Source organism: Streptomyces sp. A1136 (assembly GCF_004795055.1).
Classification (GTDB): domain Bacteria; phylum Actinomycetota; class Actinomycetes; order Streptomycetales; family Streptomycetaceae; genus Streptomyces.
Genome location: NZ_SSBJ01000006.1, coordinates 213,933 through 233,693, shown reverse-complemented (window position 1 = coordinate 233,693; position 19,761 = coordinate 213,933). Strand labels below are relative to the sequence as shown.

At 71.2% G+C, this 19,761-nt stretch carries 13 protein-coding genes; 4 read left to right on the top strand and 9 right to left on the bottom strand.

The window, feature by feature from the left end; all coding sequences use genetic code 11:
- Nucleotides 1-258: 258 nt before the first annotated feature.
- Both acnA and E6R62_RS08315 read right to left on the bottom strand, forming a co-directional pair.
- Entirely contained in the window at nt 259-2,973 is a 2,715-nt protein-coding gene (gene acnA / locus E6R62_RS08320; RefSeq protein ID WP_136212663.1) for an aconitate hydratase AcnA, read from the bottom strand.
- A gap of 154 nt (nt 2,974-3,127) precedes the next feature.
- Nucleotides 3,128-4,129 carry a LacI family DNA-binding transcriptional regulator gene (locus E6R62_RS08315; protein WP_136212662.1) on the bottom strand — a complete coding sequence of 334 codons (1,002 nt, stop codon included), beginning with the start codon at nt 4,127-4,129 and terminating at the stop codon, nt 3,128-3,130.
- A gap of 139 nt (nt 4,130-4,268) precedes the next feature.
- Between E6R62_RS08315 and E6R62_RS08310 the strand changes: the two genes are divergently transcribed.
- The 3 genes from E6R62_RS08310 (at nt 4,269) to E6R62_RS08300 (ending at nt 9,436) form a co-directional block, all read left to right on the top strand.
- Nucleotides 4,269-6,158 (top strand): amidohydrolase, encoded by a 1,890-nt coding sequence (locus E6R62_RS08310; protein WP_136212661.1) that lies wholly within the window; start codon nt 4,269-4,271, stop codon nt 6,156-6,158.
- Between the two features lie 130 nt (nt 6,159-6,288).
- Nucleotides 6,289-7,818 carry a UDP-N-acetylglucosamine 1-carboxyvinyltransferase gene (locus tag E6R62_RS08305; protein ID WP_136212660.1) on the top strand — a complete coding sequence of 510 codons (1,530 nt, stop codon included), beginning with the start codon at nt 6,289-6,291 and terminating at the stop codon, nt 7,816-7,818.
- Between the two features lie 205 nt (nt 7,819-8,023).
- Entirely contained in the window at nt 8,024-9,436 is a 1,413-nt protein-coding gene (locus E6R62_RS08300) for a cytochrome P450 (RefSeq protein WP_136212659.1), read from the top strand.
- Here E6R62_RS08300 and E6R62_RS08295 read toward each other — a convergent pair.
- Nucleotides 9,433-10,911: an MFS transporter gene (locus E6R62_RS08295; RefSeq protein ID WP_240801550.1), complete on the bottom strand. Its 1,479-nt coding sequence runs from the start codon at nt 10,909-10,911 to the stop codon at nt 9,433-9,435. The two genes, E6R62_RS08300 and E6R62_RS08295, sit on opposite strands and share 4 nt — an antisense overlap.
- Before the next feature lie 185 nt (nt 10,912-11,096).
- Between E6R62_RS08295 and E6R62_RS08290 the strand changes: the two genes are divergently transcribed.
- Nucleotides 11,097-13,148: a prolyl oligopeptidase family serine peptidase gene (locus E6R62_RS08290; protein WP_136212657.1), complete on the top strand. Its 2,052-nt coding sequence runs from the start codon at nt 11,097-11,099 to the stop codon at nt 13,146-13,148.
- A 65-nt stretch (nt 13,149-13,213) separates the two neighbouring features.
- Here E6R62_RS08290 and E6R62_RS08285 read toward each other — a convergent pair whose 3' ends face one another.
- The 6 genes from E6R62_RS08285 to E6R62_RS08260 form a co-directional block, all read right to left on the bottom strand.
- Complete coding sequence (locus E6R62_RS08285) at nt 13,214-14,194, bottom strand: ABC transporter ATP-binding protein (protein ID WP_136212656.1); 981 nt, start codon at nt 14,192-14,194, stop codon at nt 13,214-13,216.
- The gene (locus E6R62_RS08280; protein WP_136212655.1) at nt 14,191-15,195 is read right to left on the bottom strand and encodes an ABC transporter ATP-binding protein; all 1,005 of its coding nucleotides are present in this window, start codon (nt 15,193-15,195) and stop codon (nt 14,191-14,193) included. Before E6R62_RS08280 ends, E6R62_RS08285 begins: the two co-directional genes overlap by 4 nt.
- A complete protein-coding gene (locus E6R62_RS08275; protein ID WP_136212654.1) occupies nt 15,195-16,181 on the bottom strand; it encodes an ABC transporter permease in 987 nt (328 codons plus the stop codon). Before E6R62_RS08275 ends, E6R62_RS08280 begins: the two co-directional genes overlap by 1 nt.
- Complete coding sequence (locus E6R62_RS08270; RefSeq protein ID WP_136212653.1) at nt 16,178-17,125, bottom strand: ABC transporter permease; 948 nt, start codon at nt 17,123-17,125, stop codon at nt 16,178-16,180. The genes E6R62_RS08275 and E6R62_RS08270 overlap by 4 nt, the downstream gene beginning before the upstream one ends.
- A gap of 19 nt (nt 17,126-17,144) precedes the next feature.
- A complete protein-coding gene (locus E6R62_RS08265; protein ID WP_136212652.1) occupies nt 17,145-18,890 on the bottom strand; it encodes an ABC transporter substrate-binding protein in 1,746 nt (581 codons plus the stop codon).
- A 135-nt stretch (nt 18,891-19,025) separates the two neighbouring features.
- Nucleotides 19,026-19,736, bottom strand: coding sequence for a GntR family transcriptional regulator (locus tag E6R62_RS08260; RefSeq protein WP_136212651.1), 711 nt, complete (start codon nt 19,734-19,736; stop codon nt 19,026-19,028).
- Between the last annotated feature and the right edge of the window lie 25 nt (nt 19,737-19,761).

The following is a 19,761-nucleotide window of genomic DNA, read 5'->3' as shown; positions in this document are numbered from 1 at the left end:
TGCCGTGCGCGCGGCATCGCCGCAGGTCCCCACCGTCCCCCCGTCCGGGGCCGCTCGCTTCTCGGTGGCCCGGACGGCCACAGGTATAGTCCACTTCCGCTCGGGTGAGCAAGATCGTGCACAAGTATCTGCCCCGGCTTTTCCGAGTTGAGACCTCACCGTCACCTGGCCGGCCGATACCCGACGTCCCGAAAAAGCGGAAGGGCCGTACCCCCTTTCGGGGATACGGCCCTCCGGTGCCGCTCGGCGTCCGCGTGACTAACCGCGGATCAGGTTGCGGAGCACGTACTGCATGATGCCGCCGTTGCGGTAGTAGTCCGCCTCACCGGGGGTGTCGATGCGGACGACCGCGTCGAACTCCACACCGGTGTCGGTGGTGACCTTGACCGTGCGCGGGGTGGTGCCGTTGTTGAGCTCCTCCACGCCGGTGAAGGAGAAGGTCTCCTCGCCGGTCAGACCCAGCGCGGCCGCCGAGGCGCCCTCGGGGAACTGGAGCGGGAGGACGCCCATGCCGATCAGGTTCGAGCGGTGGATGCGCTCGTAGGACTCGGCGATGACGGCCTTGACGCCGAGCAGCGCGGTGCCCTTGGCGGCCCAGTCGCGGGACGAGCCCGAGCCGTACTCCTTGCCCGCCAGGATGACCAGCGGGATGCCGGCGGCCTGGTAGTTCTGCGAGGCGTCGTAGATGAAGGAGACCGGCGCGTCGGCCTGCGTGAAGTCGCGGGTGAAGCCGCCCTCGGTGCCCGGCGCGATCTGGTTGCGCAGGCGGATGTTGGCGAACGTACCGCGGATCATGACCTCGTGGTTGCCACGACGGGAACCGTAGGAGTTGAAGTCGCGGCGCTCGACGCCGTGCTCCGTGAGGTACTTGCCGGCCGGGGTGTCGGCCTTGATAGCACCGGCCGGGGAGATGTGGTCGGTGGTGACCGAGTCGCCCAGCTTCGCCAGCACGCGGGCGCCGGCGATGTCGGAGACCGGGGTGGTCTCCATCGTCATGCCCTCGAAGTAGGGGGGCTTGCGGACGTAGGTGGACTGCGGGTCCCACTCGAACGTGTTGCCGGTCGGGATGGACAGCGCCTGCCACTGGGCGTCGCCCGCGAAGACGTCCTGGTAGGACTTGTTGAACATGTCCTCGCCGATGGCGTTCGCCACGACGTCGTTGACCTCGGCCTCGGAGGGCCAGATGTCCTGGAGGTAGACCGGCTTGCCCTCGGTGTCGATGCCGATGGCGTCCTTGGTGATGTCCACCTTCATGGAGCCGGCGATGGCGTACGCGACGACCAGCGGCGGCGAGGCCAGGTAGTTCATCTTGACGTCGGGGTTGATGCGACCCTCGAAGTTGCGGTTGCCCGAGAGGACCGAGGTGACCGCGAGGTCGGCCTCGTTGATCGCCTTCGAGATCTCCTCGTCCAGCGGACCGGAGTTTCCGATGCAGGTGGTGCAGCCGTAGCCGACCAGGTTGAAGCCCAGCTTGTCCAGGTACGGGGTCAGGCCGGCCTTGTCGAAGTAGTCGGTGACGACCTTCGAGCCCGGGGCCAGGGTGGTCTTGACCCACGGCTTGCGGGTCAGGCCCTTCTCGGCCGCCTTCTTGGCCACGAGCGCCGCGGCGACCATGACGTAGGGGTTCGAGGTGTTGGTGCAGGAGGTGATCGCGGCGACGGTGACGGCGCCGTGGTCGATCTCGAACGAGGTGCCGTCGGCCAGCGTGACCAGGGTCGGCTTGGTCGGGATGCCGTCGGCGGAGGCCGGGGCGTCGGACGCCGGGAAGGACTCCTTGCCGGCCTCCTCGTCGTCGCTGACGTAGTTGCGCACGTCGACGGCGAACTGCTCGGCGGCGTTCGCGAGGACGATGCGGTCCTGCGGGCGCTTGGGGCCGGCGATGGAGGGGACGACCGTGGAGAGGTCGAGCTCCAGCTTCTCGGAGAAGTCGGGCTCGGCGGCCGGGTCCAGCCACAGACCCTGCTCCTTGGCGTACGCCTCGACGAGCGCCACCTGCTGGGCGTCGCGGCCGGTCAGGCGCAGGTACTTCAGCGTCTCGTCGTCGATCGGGAAGATCGCGGCGGTCGAGCCGAACTCCGGCGACATGTTGCCGATGGTGGCGCGGTTCGCGAGGGAGGTGGCGGCGACGCCCTCACCGTAGAACTCGACGAACTTGCCGACGACGCCGTGCTTGCGCAGCATCTCGGTGATGGTCAGCACGAGGTCGGTGGCGGTGGTGCCGGTCGGCAGCTCGCCGGTCAGCTTGAAGCCCACGACGCGCGGGATCAGCATGGAGACCGGCTGGCCGAGCATCGCGGCCTCGGCCTCGATGCCGCCGACGCCCCAGCCGAGCACGCCCAGGCCGTTGACCATGGTGGTGTGCGAGTCGGTGCCGACGAGGGTGTCGGGGTAGGCCTGGCCATTTCGGACCATGACCGTGCGGGCCAGGTGCTCGATGTTGACCTGGTGGACGATGCCGGTGCCCGGGGGGACGACCTTGAACTCGTCGAAGGCGGTCTGGCCCCAGCGCAGGAACTGGTAGCGCTCCTTGTTGCGGCCGTACTCCAACTCCACGTTCTGGGCGAACGCGTCGTTCGTGCCGAACTTGTCGGCGATGACCGAGTGGTCGATCACCAGCTCGGCCGGGGCCAGCGGGTTGATCTTCGACGGGTCGCCGCCGAGGGCCTTCACGGCCTCGCGCATCGTGGCGAGGTCGACGACGCAGGGGACGCCGGTGAAGTCCTGCATGATCACGCGGGCCGGCGTGAACTGGATCTCCTCGCTGGGCTGCGCCTGCGAATCCCAGTTGCCGAGGGACCGGATGTGGTCGGCGGTGATGTTCGCGCCGTCCTCGGTACGGAGCAGGTTCTCCAGCAGCACCTTCAGGCTGTAGGGAAGACGCGCCGCGCCCTCGACCTTGTCCAGCCGGAAGATCTCGTACGACTCGTCGCCCACCTGCAGCGTGCTGCGGGCGTCGAAGCTGTTCGCCGACACGACAGTCTCCTTCATGCATGATTTCGCGCGTATAACCGCATCCTGCCGCCACGCCCCATGGCCAATCCGCTAAGGTAAGGCTAAGTTAGGTAACCCTTACCAGCGGGGGCGGCTGCGGTTCGCCTTCGGCAGATATCTCGATGTCGAGATAACTCTAGTACATGTCCGGGGGAAGGGACGAGGCACGCACCCGCAGTCCTGCCGCCACAGTCAGTTGCCCGGTCGATTCCGCTTCCCCGGATTCGATGAGCTCCACCAGCGCGGACACCGCGCGCACGGCGATCCGCTCCGGATTCAGGGTGACGGTGGTCACGGCCGGCTCGTTCTCGGCGTACCCCGCGTCCTCGCTGGCGCAGACCAGCAGGAGGTCGTGGGGCGTACGGATGCCGTGGCGCGCGGCGGCCGCCAGCGCCTGCCGTCCGCCCGGGTCGTACACGCAGTAGACGGCGTCGGGTCGGCCGGGCGCGCCGAAGGCGGCGTCGAAGGCGTGACCTGCGCGGTCGTCGGGGTCGAAGCGGATCACCAACGGGTCCGTGCCACGCTCCGCGCACCACTGTTCGTAGGCGGACGTGACGGCCCCGGTGTAGAACTCGCGGCCGTATCCGGAGTGCAGCGCGACGCGCCGGGCTCCCGAGGCCGCGAGGTGGTCGAGCACCTCTCGCGTGGTGCTCGCGTGGTCGTTGTCCACCCATATGTCCGACGGCCACGGGTCGGACGGGCGGCCGTCGAAGACCAGCGGCAGGCCGCGGGCCCGCAGGGCGCGCAGCACCGGGTCCCCCGCCGGGCTGTCCGACAGCAGCATCCCGTCGACGGCGAGGGTGTGCCAGAGCGGCTCGCCGCCCCGGTCGGCGGGCACGGTGGTGAGGGCGTAGCCGTGGGCGTGCGCGGCGGAGGTCGCGGAGGTCAGCAGGCGGGAGAAGTAGGCGATCCCCGCGAAGTCCCAGGCGGAGCCCGCGTACGTGGTCACCGCCAGTCCGAGGGTGCGGGTGCGGGGACCGCGCCGGGAGCCGTAGCCGAGGCCGGCGGCCACCTCGCGGACCCGTCGGCGGGTGCCGTCGGAGAGGCGGCCGGTGCCGTTGAGGGCGTGCGAGACGGTCGCGGTGGAGACCTCCGCGGCGCGCGCTATGTCGGCGAGGGTGGGACCGGGGCCGGGCACGGGGTCATGGTACGGGCGGGGGGCCGAAGGGGACGCCGGCGTGCGGAATCCGTCGCGCGGGGCGGGTTCTGGTTAACGGGTTAATCACCCAATGTCCACGCCACGTACCGGCACCGCCTTACCGACGTCTGGAGTGGCCATGACCCCTTCCCCCCTGTCCCGACGAGGGCTCCTCGCGTCCGCCGGAGCCGCTACGGCCGCCACCCTGGTGGGCGCCGGCGCGGCCTCCGCCTCCGCGCCTTCCAACGGGCGCGGCTCCGCCGCCCTGGTGTTCCACAACGCCCGGGTTTTCACGGGTCGGCCGGGCAGCGCTCCGGCGGAGGCCGTCGCGGTGGGGCGGGACGGCACCATCCTCGCCACCGGTTCGAGCGCCTCGGTACGCCGGCACGCGGGCCGGGACACCGAGGTGGTCGACGCCCGCGGCAACACCGTGATGAGCGGTATCCACGACGGGCACGTCCACCCGCTGGGCGCCGGCGAGCGGTCGCTGCGCCCCTCGCTGGGGAGCGCGGAGACCACCGTGGCGGAACTCACCGCCCTGCTGACGGGGTTCCTCGCCGACACCGGCGGGGCGGGCGCGGAGCCCGACGGCTGGCTGGTGGTGGAGGACTGGAACCCGGTCGGGCTGCTGCCGACGGGGACCGCCCCGCACCACGCGATGCTGGACGCCCTGCCCACCCGGCGCCCCGTCGTCCTCGTCGGAGGCGACGGGCACAACCTGTGGGCGAACGGGCGCGCCCTGGACATCGCCGGGATCACCGCGGCCACCCCCGACCCGGTCGGCGGCAAGGTGGTCAGGGGGGCCGACGGACAGCCGACGGGCGTGCTCAAGGACGACGCGCAGGACCTGGTGAAGCGGCACGTCCCCGAGCCGTCGACCGACGAACTCGTGGCGGCCTGCGCGAAGGTGCTGGAGTCGGCGGCCGCCTCAGGGGTCACCACCATGATGGACGCCCTCGTCGGCCGGCACGAGCTGGAGCTGTACCGGGCCCTGTCGGCGGCCGGGAAGCTGCCGCAGCGGATCGTGCCCGCCATCCGACTGGACGCCGGGCAGGCCAAGGACCCGACCGCCTCGCTGGCCTACGCGCGCGGGCTGCGGCGCGAGTTCGAGGGGGTCCGGGGACTCCGGTTCGGGATGATCAAGGTGTTCCTGGACGGGGTCATCGAGTACCCGGCGCAGACGGCGGCCCTGCTGGAGCCGTACCTGGACGGAGCGGGCAAACCGACCACGAACCGCGGCGAGCTGTACACGTCGGCGGCCGATTACGGCCGGCTGTCGGCGGCCTTCAACGCGTCCGGCTGGCAGATGCACGCCCACGGCCTGGGCGACCGGGCGGTCCGTACCGCTTTGGACGGATACGAGTACGCCAGGCGGGTGACGGGGTGTAAGGACGCGCGGAACACGATCGCCCACCTCCAGATAGTCGATCCTGCCGATCTGCCCCGTTTCGCCCGGCTCGGCGTGGCCGTCTGCATGCAACTCCAGTGGGCTTCGCGCGACACCTGGACGATGGAGGCGTTGCTGCCCTACATCGGGCCGCGCCGCCACCGTTGGATGTATCCGGCACGGAGCATCGAGAAGGCGGGGGCACGCCTGACGGGCGGCTCGGACTGGCCGGTGGACGCCCTCCAGGTGTGGAACCAGCTCCGCACGGCGATCGACCGGCAGGGCGCCTTCGGGGAGGGCGAGCTGTACCGGGAGCTGGAGGGGCTGAGCAGGGACTCGGCCCTGCGGATGCACACCTCGGGCACGGCCTGGCAGTTGCGCCAGGAGGGGTTGACCGGCACGGTGGAGGCGGGCAAGGCGGCCGACCTCGTGCTGCTGGACCGGGACGTGACCCGCTGCCCGGTGGCCGACATCGGCGACACCGGCGTACGGATGACCCTGGTCGGCGGTCGTGTCGTGCACGACGCGGATTCCGAGGCGGGCCGGGCGGCTTCGGCCCGCGCGCGGCGTGCGCGCTCGGCGCCGCGGCCGGCCTCGTACGCGGCGGTCCACGGCGGCCGGCACCACGCCTGCGGGCACTGAGCGGGCACGGGTCGCGGGCGTCCTGTCGACTGACCCCGGGTCAGTCGACAGGACGCCCCGCCACTGTGGGTAACACCCGTCTGCCACACCCCGTTCGGCCCCCATCTCATATCTGAGATACGGTGCACCCATGGCAGACGACTACCTCGTACGCATCGGCAAGCTCATCCGTGACGCCCGTCAGCACCGGGGCTGGACACAGAGTCAGCTCGCCGACGCTCTCGGCACCAGCCAGAGCGCCGTCAACCGGATCGAACGCGGCAACCAGAACATCAGCCTTGAGATGATCGCCCGAATCGGTGAGGCTCTCGACAGCGAGATCGTCTCTCTGGGCTACGCCGGACCCATGCACCTGCGGGTCGTCGGCGGCCGCCGTCTCTCCGGTGCCATCGACGTCAAGACGAGCAAGAACGCGTGCGTGGCGCTGCTCTGCGCCTCGCTGCTCAACAAGGGCCGCACGGTGCTCAGGCGCGTCGCCCGCATCGAAGAGGTCTACCGCCTCCTCGAAGTCCTGAACTCCATCGGTGTCCGCACCCGCTGGATCAACGACGGCGTGGACCTGGAGATCGTCCCGCCGGCCCGCCTCGACATGGACGCCATGGACGCGGACGCGGCCCGCCGGACGCGCAGCATCATCATGTTCCTGGGTCCGCTGCTGCACCGCATGGACCAGTTCCGACTGCCCTACGCCGGCGGCTGCGACCTCGGGACCCGCACCATCGAGCCCCACATGATCGCCCTGCGCCGCTTCGGCCTGGAGATCACCGCGACCGAGGGCATCTACCACGCCCAGGTGGCCGCCGGGGTCTCCCCCGACCGTCCGATCGTCCTGACCGAGCGCGGGGACACGGTCACCGAGAACGCGCTGCTGGCCGCGGCCCGGCACGACGGCGTCTCCGTCATCCGCAACGCCTCCTCCAACTACATGGTCCAGGACCTCTGCTTCTTCCTGGAGACCCTGGGCGTCAAGGTGGAGGGCATCGGCACCACCACCCTGACCGTCCACGGCGTCCCGAACATCGACGTCGACGTGGACTACTCCCCCTCCGAGGACCCGGTCGAGGCGATGAGCCTGCTGGCCGCGGCCGTGGTCACCGAGTCCGAACTGACCATCCGCCGCGTGCCGATCGAGTTCATGGAGATCGAGCTGGCGGTCCTGGAGGAGATGGGCCTGGACCACGACCGTTCGGCGGAGTACACCGCGGACAACGGCCGCACCCGCCTGGTCGACCTGACGGTCCGCCCGTCGAAGCTCGAAGCCCCGATCGACAAGATCCACCCGATGCCGTTCCCCGGGCTGAACATCGACAACGTCCCGTTCTTCGCGGCGATCGCCGCCGTCGCCCAGGGCCAGACCCTGATCCACGACTGGGTGTACGACAACCGGGCCATCTACCTGACCGACCTCAACCGCCTCGGCGGCCGGCTGCAACTCCTGGACCCCCACCGCGTCCTGGTCGAGGGCCCGACCCGCTGGCGCGCGGCGGAGATGATGTGCCCGCCCGCCCTCCGCCCGGCGGTGGTCGTCCTCCTGGCGATGATGGCGGCCGAGGGCACCTCGGTCCTGCGCAACGTCTACGTCATCAACCGCGGCTACGAGGAACTGGCCGAACGCCTCAACTCGGTCGGCGCGCAGATCGAGATCTTCCGGGACATCTAGGGCGGGTTCCCCGGGCCCCGCCCTAGCCGACCGTGCCCGGACCGCGCGGACGCAGCCCCCCGCCCACCGAGTGGGAGGGGGGCTTTCCCGTCAGGCCGGCCGGCACGCGCCCCGGCCGGGAACGGCCGGATTCGGCCATACGGGCGGGGCAGGGCCGAGGGGAGCGGCAGAATCAGGGGTTCGGGACGGCGTCGAGGGGGCGGCCATGGCAGTGGAGAGTACGGCGGGAACACGGGCGGGTACGGAGGTCCCGGTGTTGGCCGGGGCGCCGTTGCTGGGGTCGTTGTTCGACCTGACCTCGGATTCGCTCGGAACCTACCTGCGCGCCCAGCAGCGCCACGGTGACGTCGTCCGCGTCAGCGCCGGGCCGCCCGGGCTGCGTACCGAGCTGTACTGCGTGTTCTCCGCGGAGGGCGCACAGCAGGTCCTGGCATCGGAATCGGCCAACTTCCGCAAGGACAACCCCTTCTACCAGGAGATCCGGGAGTCCCTCGGCAACGGCCTGCTGACCAGCCAGGACGAGGAGTACCTGCGCCAGCGCCGACTGGTCCAGCCGCTGTTCACCCGCCGCCGGGTGGACGGCTACGCGAGCGCCGTCGTGGCCGAGACCCGGGCGACGCTCGACACCTGGACGGGGGCCGCCGACGGGATCGTCGACGTCTCCGACGAGATGACGCGCCTCGCGCTGCGCGCGGTGGCCAGGATCCTGTTCGGCACGGACGTGGACGCCACCGTCGACGTCATCGACCGGTCCTTCCCCGTCATCACGGAGTACGTGCTGCGGCGCGGCTACTCCCCCGCCAACATCCCGCGCGGCTGGCCCACCCCGGGCAACCGGCGGGCGGCCGCCGCGATGGACGAGCTGTACGCGGTCTGCGACCGGATCATCGCCGAGCGGCGAGGCGGCGAGGACGGGCCGGAAGGCGCGGAGGGGGAGGACCTGCTGACGCTGCTCGCCGCCGCGCAGAGCGCCGACGACGCCGCCTTCGACGCCGGCGAACTGCGCGATCAGGTGCTGATCTTCCTGCTCGCCGGTCACGAGACGACCGCCACCTCCCTGGCCTTCGCGCTCCACCTGCTGGCCCGCCACCCCGAGCACCAGGAGCGGGCGTACGAGGAGATCTCGCGGGTGCTGGGCGAGCGTGCGCCCGAGGCCGGCGACCTCGACCGGCTGCCGTACCTCACGCAGGTGCTCAAGGAGGCGATGCGGCTCTATCCCGCGGCTCCGGTGATGGGCCGCAAGGCCGTGGCCGCGAGCCGGATCGGCGGGCTCACCGTCCCGGCCGGCGCCAACGTGATCCTCGCTCCCTGGGTCACGCACCGCCACCCCGCCCACTGGCCCGACCCCGAACGCTTCGACCCGGAGCGGTTCACCCCCGAGGCGGAGGCCGGCCGCCCCCGCTACGCCTGGTTCCCCTTCGGGGGCGGCCCGCGCGCCTGCATCGGTCAGCACTTCTCCATGCTGGAGTCGGTGATCGCCCTCGCGGTGATGCTGCGGGAGTACGAGTTCGAGGCCGTGGACCGGGAGGTCCCCGTCGGCGTCGGCATCACCCTGCGCGCGGACGGACCGGCCCGCTGTCGGCTGCGCCGACGGACGCGGGGTACGGAGGGGGCCTAAACGGCCGCCGTCGGGGTGTGGTTGCCCTGGAGGCGGGCCAGGTCGGAGGGGCGGACCTGGATGACCACCAGGGCGATCACCGCGGCCGTCAGGGCGAACGCGGCGGCCACGATGAAGGCCGTGCTCACGCCGGAGGCGAGCACCTGGTCGCCCCAGGGGTCGGGGAGTCGACCGGTGCGCAGGAACATCGCCCGCTGCCCGGGGTCGGCTGTGGCGAGGAAGGCCGGGACCTGGGTGTGGGCCTCGTTTCGGCTCGCGGTGCCGAAGACGGTGACGAGGATGGACAGGCCGAGCGAGCCGCCCACCTGTTGCGTGGTGTTGAGCAGCCCGGAGGCCGCTCCCGACTCCCGGTCGGGGACGTTGGACAGGGCCATCAGCGTCAGCGAGACGAACTGCATGCCCATGCCGATGCCGAAGATGAGCATCGGTCCCAGGATGCTGCCGAGGTAGGTGGAGTGCACGTCCGTCTGCGTCAGCCAGGCCAGGCCCGCCGCCGTACAGAGCGCGCCGCCCACCATGAACGGTTTGGGCCCGAACTTCGGCAGGAGCCGGGAGGCGAGGCCCGCGCCGATGGCGATGACGACGCTGACCGGCAGGAACGCGAGGCCCGCGCTGAGGGGACTGAATCCCAGCACGTTCTGTACGAAGAGGGTCAGGAAGAAGAACATGCCGAACATCGCGCAGGCGAGGAAGAGCATGATGCCGTAGGTCCCGGCCCGGTTGCGGTCGGCGAACATGTGCAGGGGCGTGATCGGCTGCGGCGAGCGCCGTTCGTTCACGATGAAGAGGGTCAACAGGACCACGGCCGCGCCGAACGAGCCGAGGGTCAGGCTGTCGCGCCAGCCCTCCTGGGACGCGCGGATGAACCCGTAGACGAGGGCGACCATGCCGGTGGTGCACAGCAGCGCGCCCGCGAGGTCGAAGTGCCCGGGATGGCGTTCGGACTCCTTGATGACCCTGGCGGCCGTGAAGGCGATGGCCAGCGCGATCGGGACGTTGACGAAGAACACCCAGCGCCAGTCGAGCCATTCGACGAGTACGCCGCCGGCCAGCAGTCCGATCGCGCCGCCGCCCGCCGAGACCGCGGCGAACACCCCGAAGGCCCGGTTGCGGGCCGGCCCCTCGCGGAAGGTCGTGGTGATCAGCGCGAGGGCGGTCGGTGAGGCGATGGCGCCGCCCATGCCCTGGAGGGCCCGGGCGCCCATCAACTGGCCCTCGTTCTGGGCGAGTCCACCGAGCAGGGAGGCGAGGCCGAAGAGCAGCACGCCGAAGATGAAGACGCGTTTGCGGCCGAGGATGTCGCCCGTACGGCCACCGAGGAGCAACAGGCCGCCGAAGGTGAGGGTGTAGGCGTTGACGACCCACGACAGGCTCTCGGTGGAGAACCCCAGTGCGGTCTGGATGTGCGGCAGCGCGATGTTCACGATGGTGATGTCCAGCACGACCATGAGCTGGCAGCTGGCGATGACGAACAGGGCGAGGCCGTTCCCGCGCCCTTCTCGGACCGTGCCGGTGGTCCCCGTGCCGGTCGGCGATGTTTTCCCGTCCACCCCTCCGACGCTAAACCCGCCTCCGGGGCCTCACCACTCGAATGGCCTAACGCCGACTCCGCCGAAAGCACACCTATACGGTGTGATATTTCACATGGCAGACTGCGATCATGGATGACTTCCTCAGGCTCTCCGCGGCCACCGGCCGGTTCACCCACGGCGCCCCCCGCGCCTTCGCCTTCGGCGACGAAGGGCGGCTGCTCTGGTTCCTGCGCTCGACCGGCCCCACCGACCCGGTCGACGCCCTCTGGGTCCTCGACACCTCGACCGGCACCGAAACCCTCCTCGCCGACCCCCGCGAGCTCTCGGCCGGCGCCCTGCCCACCGCCGAGCGCCGGCTGCGCGAACGCGTCCGGCTCGTCGCGGCCGGGATCGGCTCGTACGCCCTCTCCGGCGACGGCCGCCACGCCGTGTTCGCGCTCGGCGGGCGGCTGTACGGGATCACCTGCGACGGCGCCGCGCCACCCGCGCAGATCCCCGCCGCCGGCCCCGCGGTGGACCCCCGCCCGAACGCGGACGGCACCCGCGTCGCGTACGTCACCGGGGACGCCCTCCACATCGTGCCCGGCGGCCGGGTCAGCCCGGACGACGGAGCCCGCTGGGGCCTCGCCGAGTTCGCGGCGGCCGAGGAGCTCGGCCGCGACCGCGGCCACTGGTGGTCCCCCGACGGGCGGACCCTGCTGGCCGCCCGGGTCGACGAGTCCGCCCTCCAACGGCGTTGGATCGGCGACCCGGCGCACCCGGAGCTGCCCGTGGAGGACTTCGCGTACCCCGAGGCGGGCGGACCCAACGCGGACGTGCAGCTGTGGGTGCTCGGCCCGGGTGGGGACAGGGTGCGGCTCGACTGGGACGCCGAGGCCTACCCGTACGTCTCGGACGCCGGGTGGGAATCGGCCGGCGAGATCCTGCTGACGGTCCAGGACCGGCTCCAGCGCACGGTGTTGCTGCTCGGCGCCGACCCGGAGACCGGCGCGACTCGCGAACTGTCCCGAACCACCCACCCCCAGTGGGTGGACCCGCTGCCCGGGACCCCGGCGCGGCTTCCCGACGGACGGATGCTGACGGCCGCCGACACCGAGGGCGGCGCCGGGCGCACCCTCGCCGTCGACGGCAGGCCGCTGACCGGTGAGGGCGTCCAGGTGCGCCGCGTGGCTGGATGGCACGAGGGCCGGTTGCTGGTCGAGGTCGGGCTGCGCGACCCCGCCGAGCAGCAGGTGTGCCTCCTGGACCCCGAATCCGGTGAGTCGACCGCGCTCGCCGACGGGCCGGGGGTGCACACCGTGCTCGCCTCGGCCGGGACGCTCCTGCTGACCGGTGCGGACACCGATGGGATACGCCGCACCGTCCGCACGGCCGACGGGCGGGAGTTCAGCCCCGTGGACCTGGCGCGAGCGCTGCCCCACCGGGTTGCCCCGGTGCTGGAGCGGGTCACCGAACACCGCGTCCCCACCGCCGTGGTGTTCCCGCGCGGGCACGTCCCCGGTACCCGGTTGCCGGTGCTGGTGGACGGCTACGGCGGCCCCGGTTTCCAGGACGTCTCGGCGGAGCCGCGGCGCTGGCAGCACCGTCAGTGGTGGGCCGACCAGGGCTTCGCGGTGGTCACCGTCGACAACCGGGGCACCCCGTACGTCTCCCCCGCCCACACCCACGCCATGTACCGGGGTTTCTCGGACGTCACCCTGGAGGACCAGGCGGCGGCGCTCCAGGCGCTCGGCGCCCGCCACCGGGACCTCGACCTCTCCCGGGTCGGGGTACGCGGCTGGTCCTACGGCGGCTACCTCGCGGCCCTCGCCGTACTGCGCCGCCCGGACCTCTTCCACGCGGCCTCCGCCGGAGCCGCGCCGACCGACTTCCGGCACTACGACACCGCGTACACCGAGCGCTACCTGGGTCTCCCCCAGGAGCACCCCGAGGTGTACGAACGGGACTCGCTGATCCCGGACGCGCCCCGGCTGACCCGGCCCCTGCTGCTCATCACGGGCCTGGCCGACGACAACGTCCACCCCTCCCACACCCTGCGCCTGTCGCGGGCCCTGACGGACGCGGGGCGCCCGCACCGGCTGCTCGCGCTGCCGGGCGTCACGCACATGACGCCCGGCGGCGCCAGGGAGAAGGTCATGTTCCAGGAACTCGACTTCTTCCGCCGCGAGTTGGCGCTCTGACAGGTGAGGGGCCCCGGAGCCGATCGTGTCGGCTCCGGGGCCCCTCGTCTCCCACGGGGTCCCCGTCAGTCCCCCGGGAAGTGGCAGGCCACCTCGCGCGAGGCGGCGATCCGCAGCAACGGGCGTTCGGTGCGGCAGACCTCCTGGGCCATGGGGCAGCGCGGGTGGAAGGTACAGCCGGGCGGTGGCGCCGCCGGGCTCGGCGGGTCCCCGAGCAGGACGATCCGCTCGCGCCGGCGCTCGGCCACCGGATCGGGCAGCGGGACGGCGGACAGCAGGGCCCGGGTGTAGGGGTGTTGGGGGTCCGCGTACAGGAGGTCCTTCGCGCCGATCTCCACGATGCGGCCCAGGTACATGACGGCGACCCGGTCGCTGACCCGCTTCACCACCGACAGGTCGTGGGCGATGAACACGTAGGCCAGACCCAGTTCGCGGCGCAGCCGCTCCATCAGGTTGACGATCTGGGCCTGTACGGAGACGTCGAGCGCGGAGACCGGTTCGTCGGCGATGATCAACCGGGGGTTGGTGGCGAGCGACCGGGCGATGCCGATGCGCTGTGCCTGGCCGCCCGAGAACTCGTGCGGGTACCGGTCGATGTGCTCGGGGATCAGCCCGACCAGTTCCATCAGTTCGGCGGCCCTGCGGCGGGCGTCTCCCGCCTTCCAGCCCTGGACCAGCAGCGGGTCGGAGATGATCCGGGCCACCGTCTGGCGGGGGTTGAGGGAGGAGTGCGGGTCCTGGAACACCATCTGGATGTGACCCCGCAGCGGCCGCAGGGCGCCCGGGGAGAGTCGGCTGATGTCCCGGCCGTCGAACTCGACGCTGCCCGCCGTCGGTTCCAACAGCCGCACCAGCATCCGGCCCGTCGTCGACTTGCCGCAGCCCGACTCGCCGACCAGACCGAGGGTCTCCCCCTCACCCAGGTCGAAGGAGACGCCGTCGACGGCGCGCACGGGCGCCCCCCGGCGCCCGGTCACCGACCGTCGGCCGGGGAAGGTCATGGTCAGGTCGCGTACGGAGAGCAGCGGCTGCGGTGCGGCGGTCATCGGGTCACCTCGGCGGGGGCGCCGGCTCCGGCGAAGTGACAGGCGACGGTGCGCGCGGGCCCTTCCCCGTGGGGTTCGAGCTCCGGGCGCTCGTCCGCGCAGCGCGCCGCCGCCTTGGCGCAGCGCGGGGCGAAGGCACATCCCGGGGCGGGGGTCAGGAGGGAAGGTGGCGAGCCGGGGATGGCCCGCAGGGGCGCGTCGTCGGCGTCGTCGAGCCGGGGCAGGGAGTCCAGCAGGCCCCGGGTGTAGGGGTGGGCCGGTTCGGCGAACAACTGGTCGACGGGCGCCTGCTCCGCGGCCCGGCCCCCGTACATGACGAGCACCTCGTGGGCGACCCGGGCCACCACGCCCAGGTCGTGGGTGATCATCACGACGCCGAGGCCCCGGTCCTGCTGGAGACGGGCGATCAGTTCGAGGATCTGGGCCTGCACGGTGACGTCGAGGGCGGTGGTCGGCTCGTCCGCGATCAGCAGGTCCGGTTCACAGGCCAGCGCCATCGCGATCATCGCGCGCTGCCGCATGCCTCCGGAGAACTGGTGCGGGTACTCCCCCGCGCGCCGCGCCGGCTCGGGGATGCCGACCTCCCCCAGCATGTCGACGGCCCGCCTGCGGGCGGCGGCGCGGCCCGCTTTGAAGTGCACCCGGAAGTGTTCGGCTATCTGCTCGCCGACCGTGTAGTAGGGGTGCAGGCTGGACAACGGGTCTTGGAAGATCATGGCCATCTTGCGACCGCGCAGGCGGGAGAGTTCGCGCTCGGACAGGCCGGTGAGCTCCCGCCCGTCCAACTCCACGGAGCCGCCGATCTCGGCTCCCCGGTGCAGGCCCATGACGGCCAGCGAGGTGACGGACTTGCCCGAACCGGATTCCCCGACGATGCCGAGGGTGCGGCCGGCCTCGACGGTGAAGCCGAGCGAGTCGACGGCCCGTACCGAGCCGCGCGGGGTGGTGAAGGTGACGCGCAGGTCGCGTACGCGCAGGAGCGGTGGTGTGGTGGCGGCCATCAGTACCTCACCCTCGGGTCGATGACGGCGTACAGGAGGTCGACGGCGAGGTTCGCGACGACGATGAAGAAGGCGGCGAGCAGCGTGACGCCGAGGACCACCGGCTGGTCGGAGCTGACGAGCGCCCCGTAGAACAGCCGCCCGACACCGGGGAGTCCGAAGATGGACTCGGTGATGACGGCGCCGGCGAGGAGGCCGCCCAGGTCCATGCCGAAGATGGTGAGGATCGGGGTCATCCCGGAGCGCAGTCCGTGCTTGACCACGACGGTGCGTTCGGGCATGCCCTTGGCCCGGGCGGTACGGATGTACGGCTCGGCCATCGCCTCGATCATGGAGCCGCGGCTCTGGCGGGCGTACATGGCGGCGTAGAGCAGAGCGAGCGCGGTCCAGGGCAGCAGCAGGTTCGACGCCCAGCCGAGCGGGTCGTCGCCGAAGGACCGATAGGAGGGGTAGGGCAGCAGTCCCGCGACGCGGATGACCCCGTAGATCAGCATCACCGAGGTGAAGTAGACGGGCAACGAGGCGGCGGCGACGGCGCCGACCATCAGGACCTTGTCGGTGGCGGTGTCCTTGCGCAGCGCGGCGGTGACCCCGGCGCCGAGGCCGAGCAGCAGCCACAGCACCGCGGCGCCGAAGGCGAGGGACGCGGAGACCGGCAGGCGGTCCATGAGCAGGTCCCAGACGGGCAGGGAGTTCTCGTACGAGTAACCGAGGCAGGGGAAGTCGCACTGGACGGCGTACTGACCGCTGCCGAGGGTGCGGCCGGTGAAGATGCCGCTCAGGAAATTGAGGAACTGTCGCCACAGGGGCAGGTCGAGGCCCAGGTACTGCCGTACGTCGGCGAGCCGTTCGGGGCTGCACGTCTTGCCGCAGGCGGCCGCGGCGGGGTCGGAGGGCAGGACGTAGAAGATGAGGAAGGTGACGGCGGCGATGGCCAGCAGGACGCCGGCGAGGGCGAGCAGCCGGCGGACCAGGTAGAGGATCACGTCCGGCCGCCCCTCGGGTCGAGGATGTCGCGCAGGGCGTCGCCGAGGAGGGTGAAGGCGAGGACCGCCAGGAACAGGAAGACGCTCGGGATGGCGAAGTACATGGGGTCGGTCTCGTAATAGGCCACGGACTCGGCGATCATCTGGCCCCAGGACGGGGTGGGCGGGCGGACTCCGACGCCGAGGTAGCTGAGTGCGGCCTCGGTGCTGATCATGCCGGGGATCAGCAGGGTGGTGTAGGCGATGACCGGGCCCGAGACGCCGGGGAGGATGTCGCGGGTCAGGATGCGCCAGGCGCCGGAGCCGCCGACACGGGCGGCGTCGACGTATTCGCGGTGTTTGAGGGAGAGGGTCTGGCCGCGGACGACGCGGGCGACGCCGGGCCAGCCGAAGAGACCGATCACGGCCGTCATGAGGACGATGCGGTTGACGTCCTTGGCCACCGAGAGCATCGCGATCATGAAGATCAGCGACGGGAACGACATGGTCAGGTCCATCAGGCGGGAGAGCGCCGCGTCGGTGCGCCCGCCGAAGTAGCCGGCGGCGATCCCGGCGGCCGTGCCGGCGACCACGACGATCGCGGTGGCGGCGAAGGCGATCAGGAGGGAGACCTGGGCGCCGGCCACGACACGGGAGAAGAGGTCGCGGCCGGTGACGGGCTCGACGCCGAGCCAGTGGGCGGGGCTGATCCCGCCCAGGGAGCCGAGCGGCTGCCCGCCGAGGTAGGGGTCGATGGCGGTCTTGTCGAACTCGTCCGGGGCCCAGCCGCCGAGGGTGCCCAGCCAGGGGGCGGTGACGGCCATCGTGACGAAGAGGAGGACGACGCAGAGGCTGACGCGGACGGCGGGGCGGCGGCGCAGTTCCCGCCGGGCGAGCTGCCAGGGGCTGCTGCCCGGGGGGATCTCCTTGGCCGGAGCCCCCGGGGCGGGTGCGGTGGTGGTCATGGCTGGGCCTCTCGGTCTCTCAGCCCTGGCTCTTCGAGGGGTCCTTGAGGCCGACGGTCCCGTAGTCGATGGTTCCGGTCCACACGGGGTGACCGAAGGCGCCCGCGATGTTGGGGCCGACGAGCAGCGGCTTGCGCTCCAGGAGGACCGGGACGGAGGGGGACTTCTTCATGATCTCGGCGTCCAGGTCGATCCAGGCCTGGTTGGCCTGCTTGGCGTCGGCCATGGCGTTGATCTCGTCGATCCGCTTCATGGTCGCCTCGTCGCGGAACTGGCTGAGGTTGCCCTGGTTGCCCTTCTGCTTGATGGTGCGTCCGTCGAAGACGAACGGCATCCAGGTGGAACCGGAGGGGTAGTCGGGGCACCAGCCGCTGAGGGTCATGTCGGGAGTGGTGGAGAGGTCTCCGATGACGTCGTAGTAGGCGCCCGGGTCGACGGTGTCGACGACGACCTCGATGCCCACGCGGGCCAGACCCTGCTGGATCGCCTCGGCCTTGCCCTTGTCACCGGTGGAGACGGCGAGGGAGACCTTCAGCTTGTCCTTGCCCGCCGCCTTGAGGAGTTGTTTGGCCTTGTCCGGGTCGCCGGTCGGGGCGATCTTGAGGGTGTCGGCCTGCTTGCCGCCGGTGAGGGCCGGGGGCAGGTAGGCGGTGGCGACCTCGTTGAGGGCGGGCCCGCCGCCGGCGGTGATCACGGATTCCTTGTCGACGGCGTACTGCACGGCCTCGCGGACCTTGGGGTCGTCGAAGGGGGCCCGGGAGTTGTTGAGGTGGAGCATCTCGGTACAGCCCTGGGACTCTGCGAGCAGGCGCGCCTTGACGTCCGCCTTGGGCAGCACCTTGGGGGCGCTCTCGGGGCGCATGTTCGCGTACTCGACCGCGGAGGCGTCCACGCCCGCGCCGGCGATGATCCGGTCGTCGATCTGGCCGCCCTTGAGGCCCATGACGACCACGAACTTGTCCGGGTAGGCCTTGCGGACGGTGTCGGTCTTGGGGTCCCAGTGCTCGTTGCGGACGAGGACGAGCTTCTTGTCGCGGTCGTACGACTCGATCTTGTACGGGCCGGAGGAGAACGGACGGGTGTCGTACTGGGTGCCCTTCTCCTGGGACTGGGGGACGGGCGCGAAGGTGGGGAGGGTGGCGGTGGCGGAGAACTCCGCCACCGGCCGCTTGAGTCGGAAGACGATCGTGCGGTCGTCGGGGGTCTGGACGGAGTCGAGGTGCTGCCCCTGGAGCGGGCCCTTGTACCCCTCGGTGTCCGCGAGGTATTGGGCCGCGTAGTCGGGGCCGCCGGTGAGGTCCGGGGCGAAGGAGCGCTCGACGTTGTACTTGATGTCCTGGGCCTTGACGGGCGAGCCGTCCTCGTACTTCACGCCCTCCTTCAGCGTGAACGTCCACGTCCGGCCGCCGTCGGAGGGGGTGCCGAGGTCGGTGGCGAGGTCGGGTACCAGTTCGCTGCCGGCCTTGCCCGGCTCCGACTTGAAGGTGACGAGCGTGCGGTAGAGGAGCCGGGTCCCGAAGTCCATCGTCGGCATGACCCAGTTGCGCGCCGGGTCGAGGTGGGAGAAGTCCTGGTTGGACAGGACGGTGAGGGTGCCGCCCTTGGCGGGCGTCCCGCCGAGGATCTTGCCGTCGTTTCCGGCGGCGGGGTTGGAGGCACCCGAACCGCCGGCCGAGCCCTTCTCGGGGTCGGAGCAGCCCGAGGCACCGAGTGCGAGAGCTGCCACCAGGGCTGTGGCGAGGGCGAGTCGGGTGCGCTTGGTCATGGGTCACTCCAGTGAAGGGCGGCGCTCTAGGATGTGACCGGTAACATAGTAATGTGAAATTGTACTGACAAGGGGTTGGCACCGCCGTTATCCAGCCGTGTCCAAAAGGGGTGCCCTGTAAGGGAGTTCGGACGGTCAGACGCCGGAACCCAGACCGCCCGACGGGCGACCGACCGGCTCGTCCCGGCCCTGCGCCCACAAGGATCGGACATGACCCAGGTGGCGGGTCATGCAGTCCTCGGCCGCCGCCGCGTCGCCGCTGATCATCAGGTCGAGCAGCTCGATGTGCTCCTCCGCCGAGGAGACCAGCTTGCCGGCCTCGTCCAGGCCCGTCAGGCCGTAGAGGCGGGAGCGCTTGCGCAGGTCGCCGACCGTCTCGACCAGGCGGTCGTTGCCGGAGAGCGCCAACAGGCTGAGGTGGAAGCGACGGTCCGCCTCCAGGTAACCGATCAGGTTGTGCTCGCGGGCGCTGGTGACGATCTCCTCCGCGATGGGACGCAGGGCCTCCAGCTGCTCCGCGGTCGCGAGTTCGGTGATCCGGCCGATGGTCGGAACCTCGATCATCGTGCGCAGTTCGGTGTACTGGTCGAGGTCCCGCTCGCTTACCTCGGTGATCCGGAAGCCCTTGTTGCGCACGGGTTCGACCAGCCCCTCGCGGGCGAGATCGAGCATGGCCTCGCGCACCGGGGTGGCGGACACGCCGAGTTCGGCCGCCAGGCCGGGGGCGGAGTAGACGCTCCCGGGGCGCAACTCACCCGCGATGAGGGCTGCTCGCAGGGCGTGACCGACCTGGTCACGCAGCCGCTCCTGGGCCTTGATGAGGCTGTGCTGCTTCAGGTCACCCATTGCTGTTCCTCCGAGCTCGCAGAGG

Excerpts from the sequence above, each read along its gene's own strand:
- E6R62_RS08300 (WP_136212659.1), top strand. The coding sequence starts at position 8,024 with ATGGCAGTGGAGAGTACGGCGGGAACACGGGCGGGTACGGAGGTCCCG.
- E6R62_RS08260 (WP_136212651.1), bottom strand. The coding sequence starts at position 19,736 with ATGGGTGACCTGAAGCAGCACAGCCTCATCAAGGCCCAGGAGCGGCTG.
- E6R62_RS08305 (WP_136212660.1), top strand. The coding sequence starts at position 6,289 with ATGGCAGACGACTACCTCGTACGCATCGGCAAGCTCATCCGTGACGCC.
- E6R62_RS08310 (WP_136212661.1), top strand. The coding sequence starts at position 4,269 with ATGACCCCTTCCCCCCTGTCCCGACGAGGGCTCCTCGCGTCCGCCGGA.
- E6R62_RS08285 (WP_136212656.1), bottom strand. The coding sequence starts at position 14,194 with ATGACCGCCGCACCGCAGCCGCTGCTCTCCGTACGCGACCTGACCATG.
- E6R62_RS08290 (WP_136212657.1), top strand. The coding sequence starts at position 11,097 with ATGGATGACTTCCTCAGGCTCTCCGCGGCCACCGGCCGGTTCACCCAC.
- E6R62_RS08265 (WP_136212652.1), bottom strand. The coding sequence starts at position 18,890 with ATGACCAAGCGCACCCGACTCGCCCTCGCCACAGCCCTGGTGGCAGCT.
- E6R62_RS08270 (WP_136212653.1), bottom strand. The coding sequence starts at position 17,125 with ATGACCACCACCGCACCCGCCCCGGGGGCTCCGGCCAAGGAGATCCCC.
- E6R62_RS08280 (WP_136212655.1), bottom strand. The coding sequence starts at position 15,195 with ATGGCCGCCACCACACCACCGCTCCTGCGCGTACGCGACCTGCGCGTC.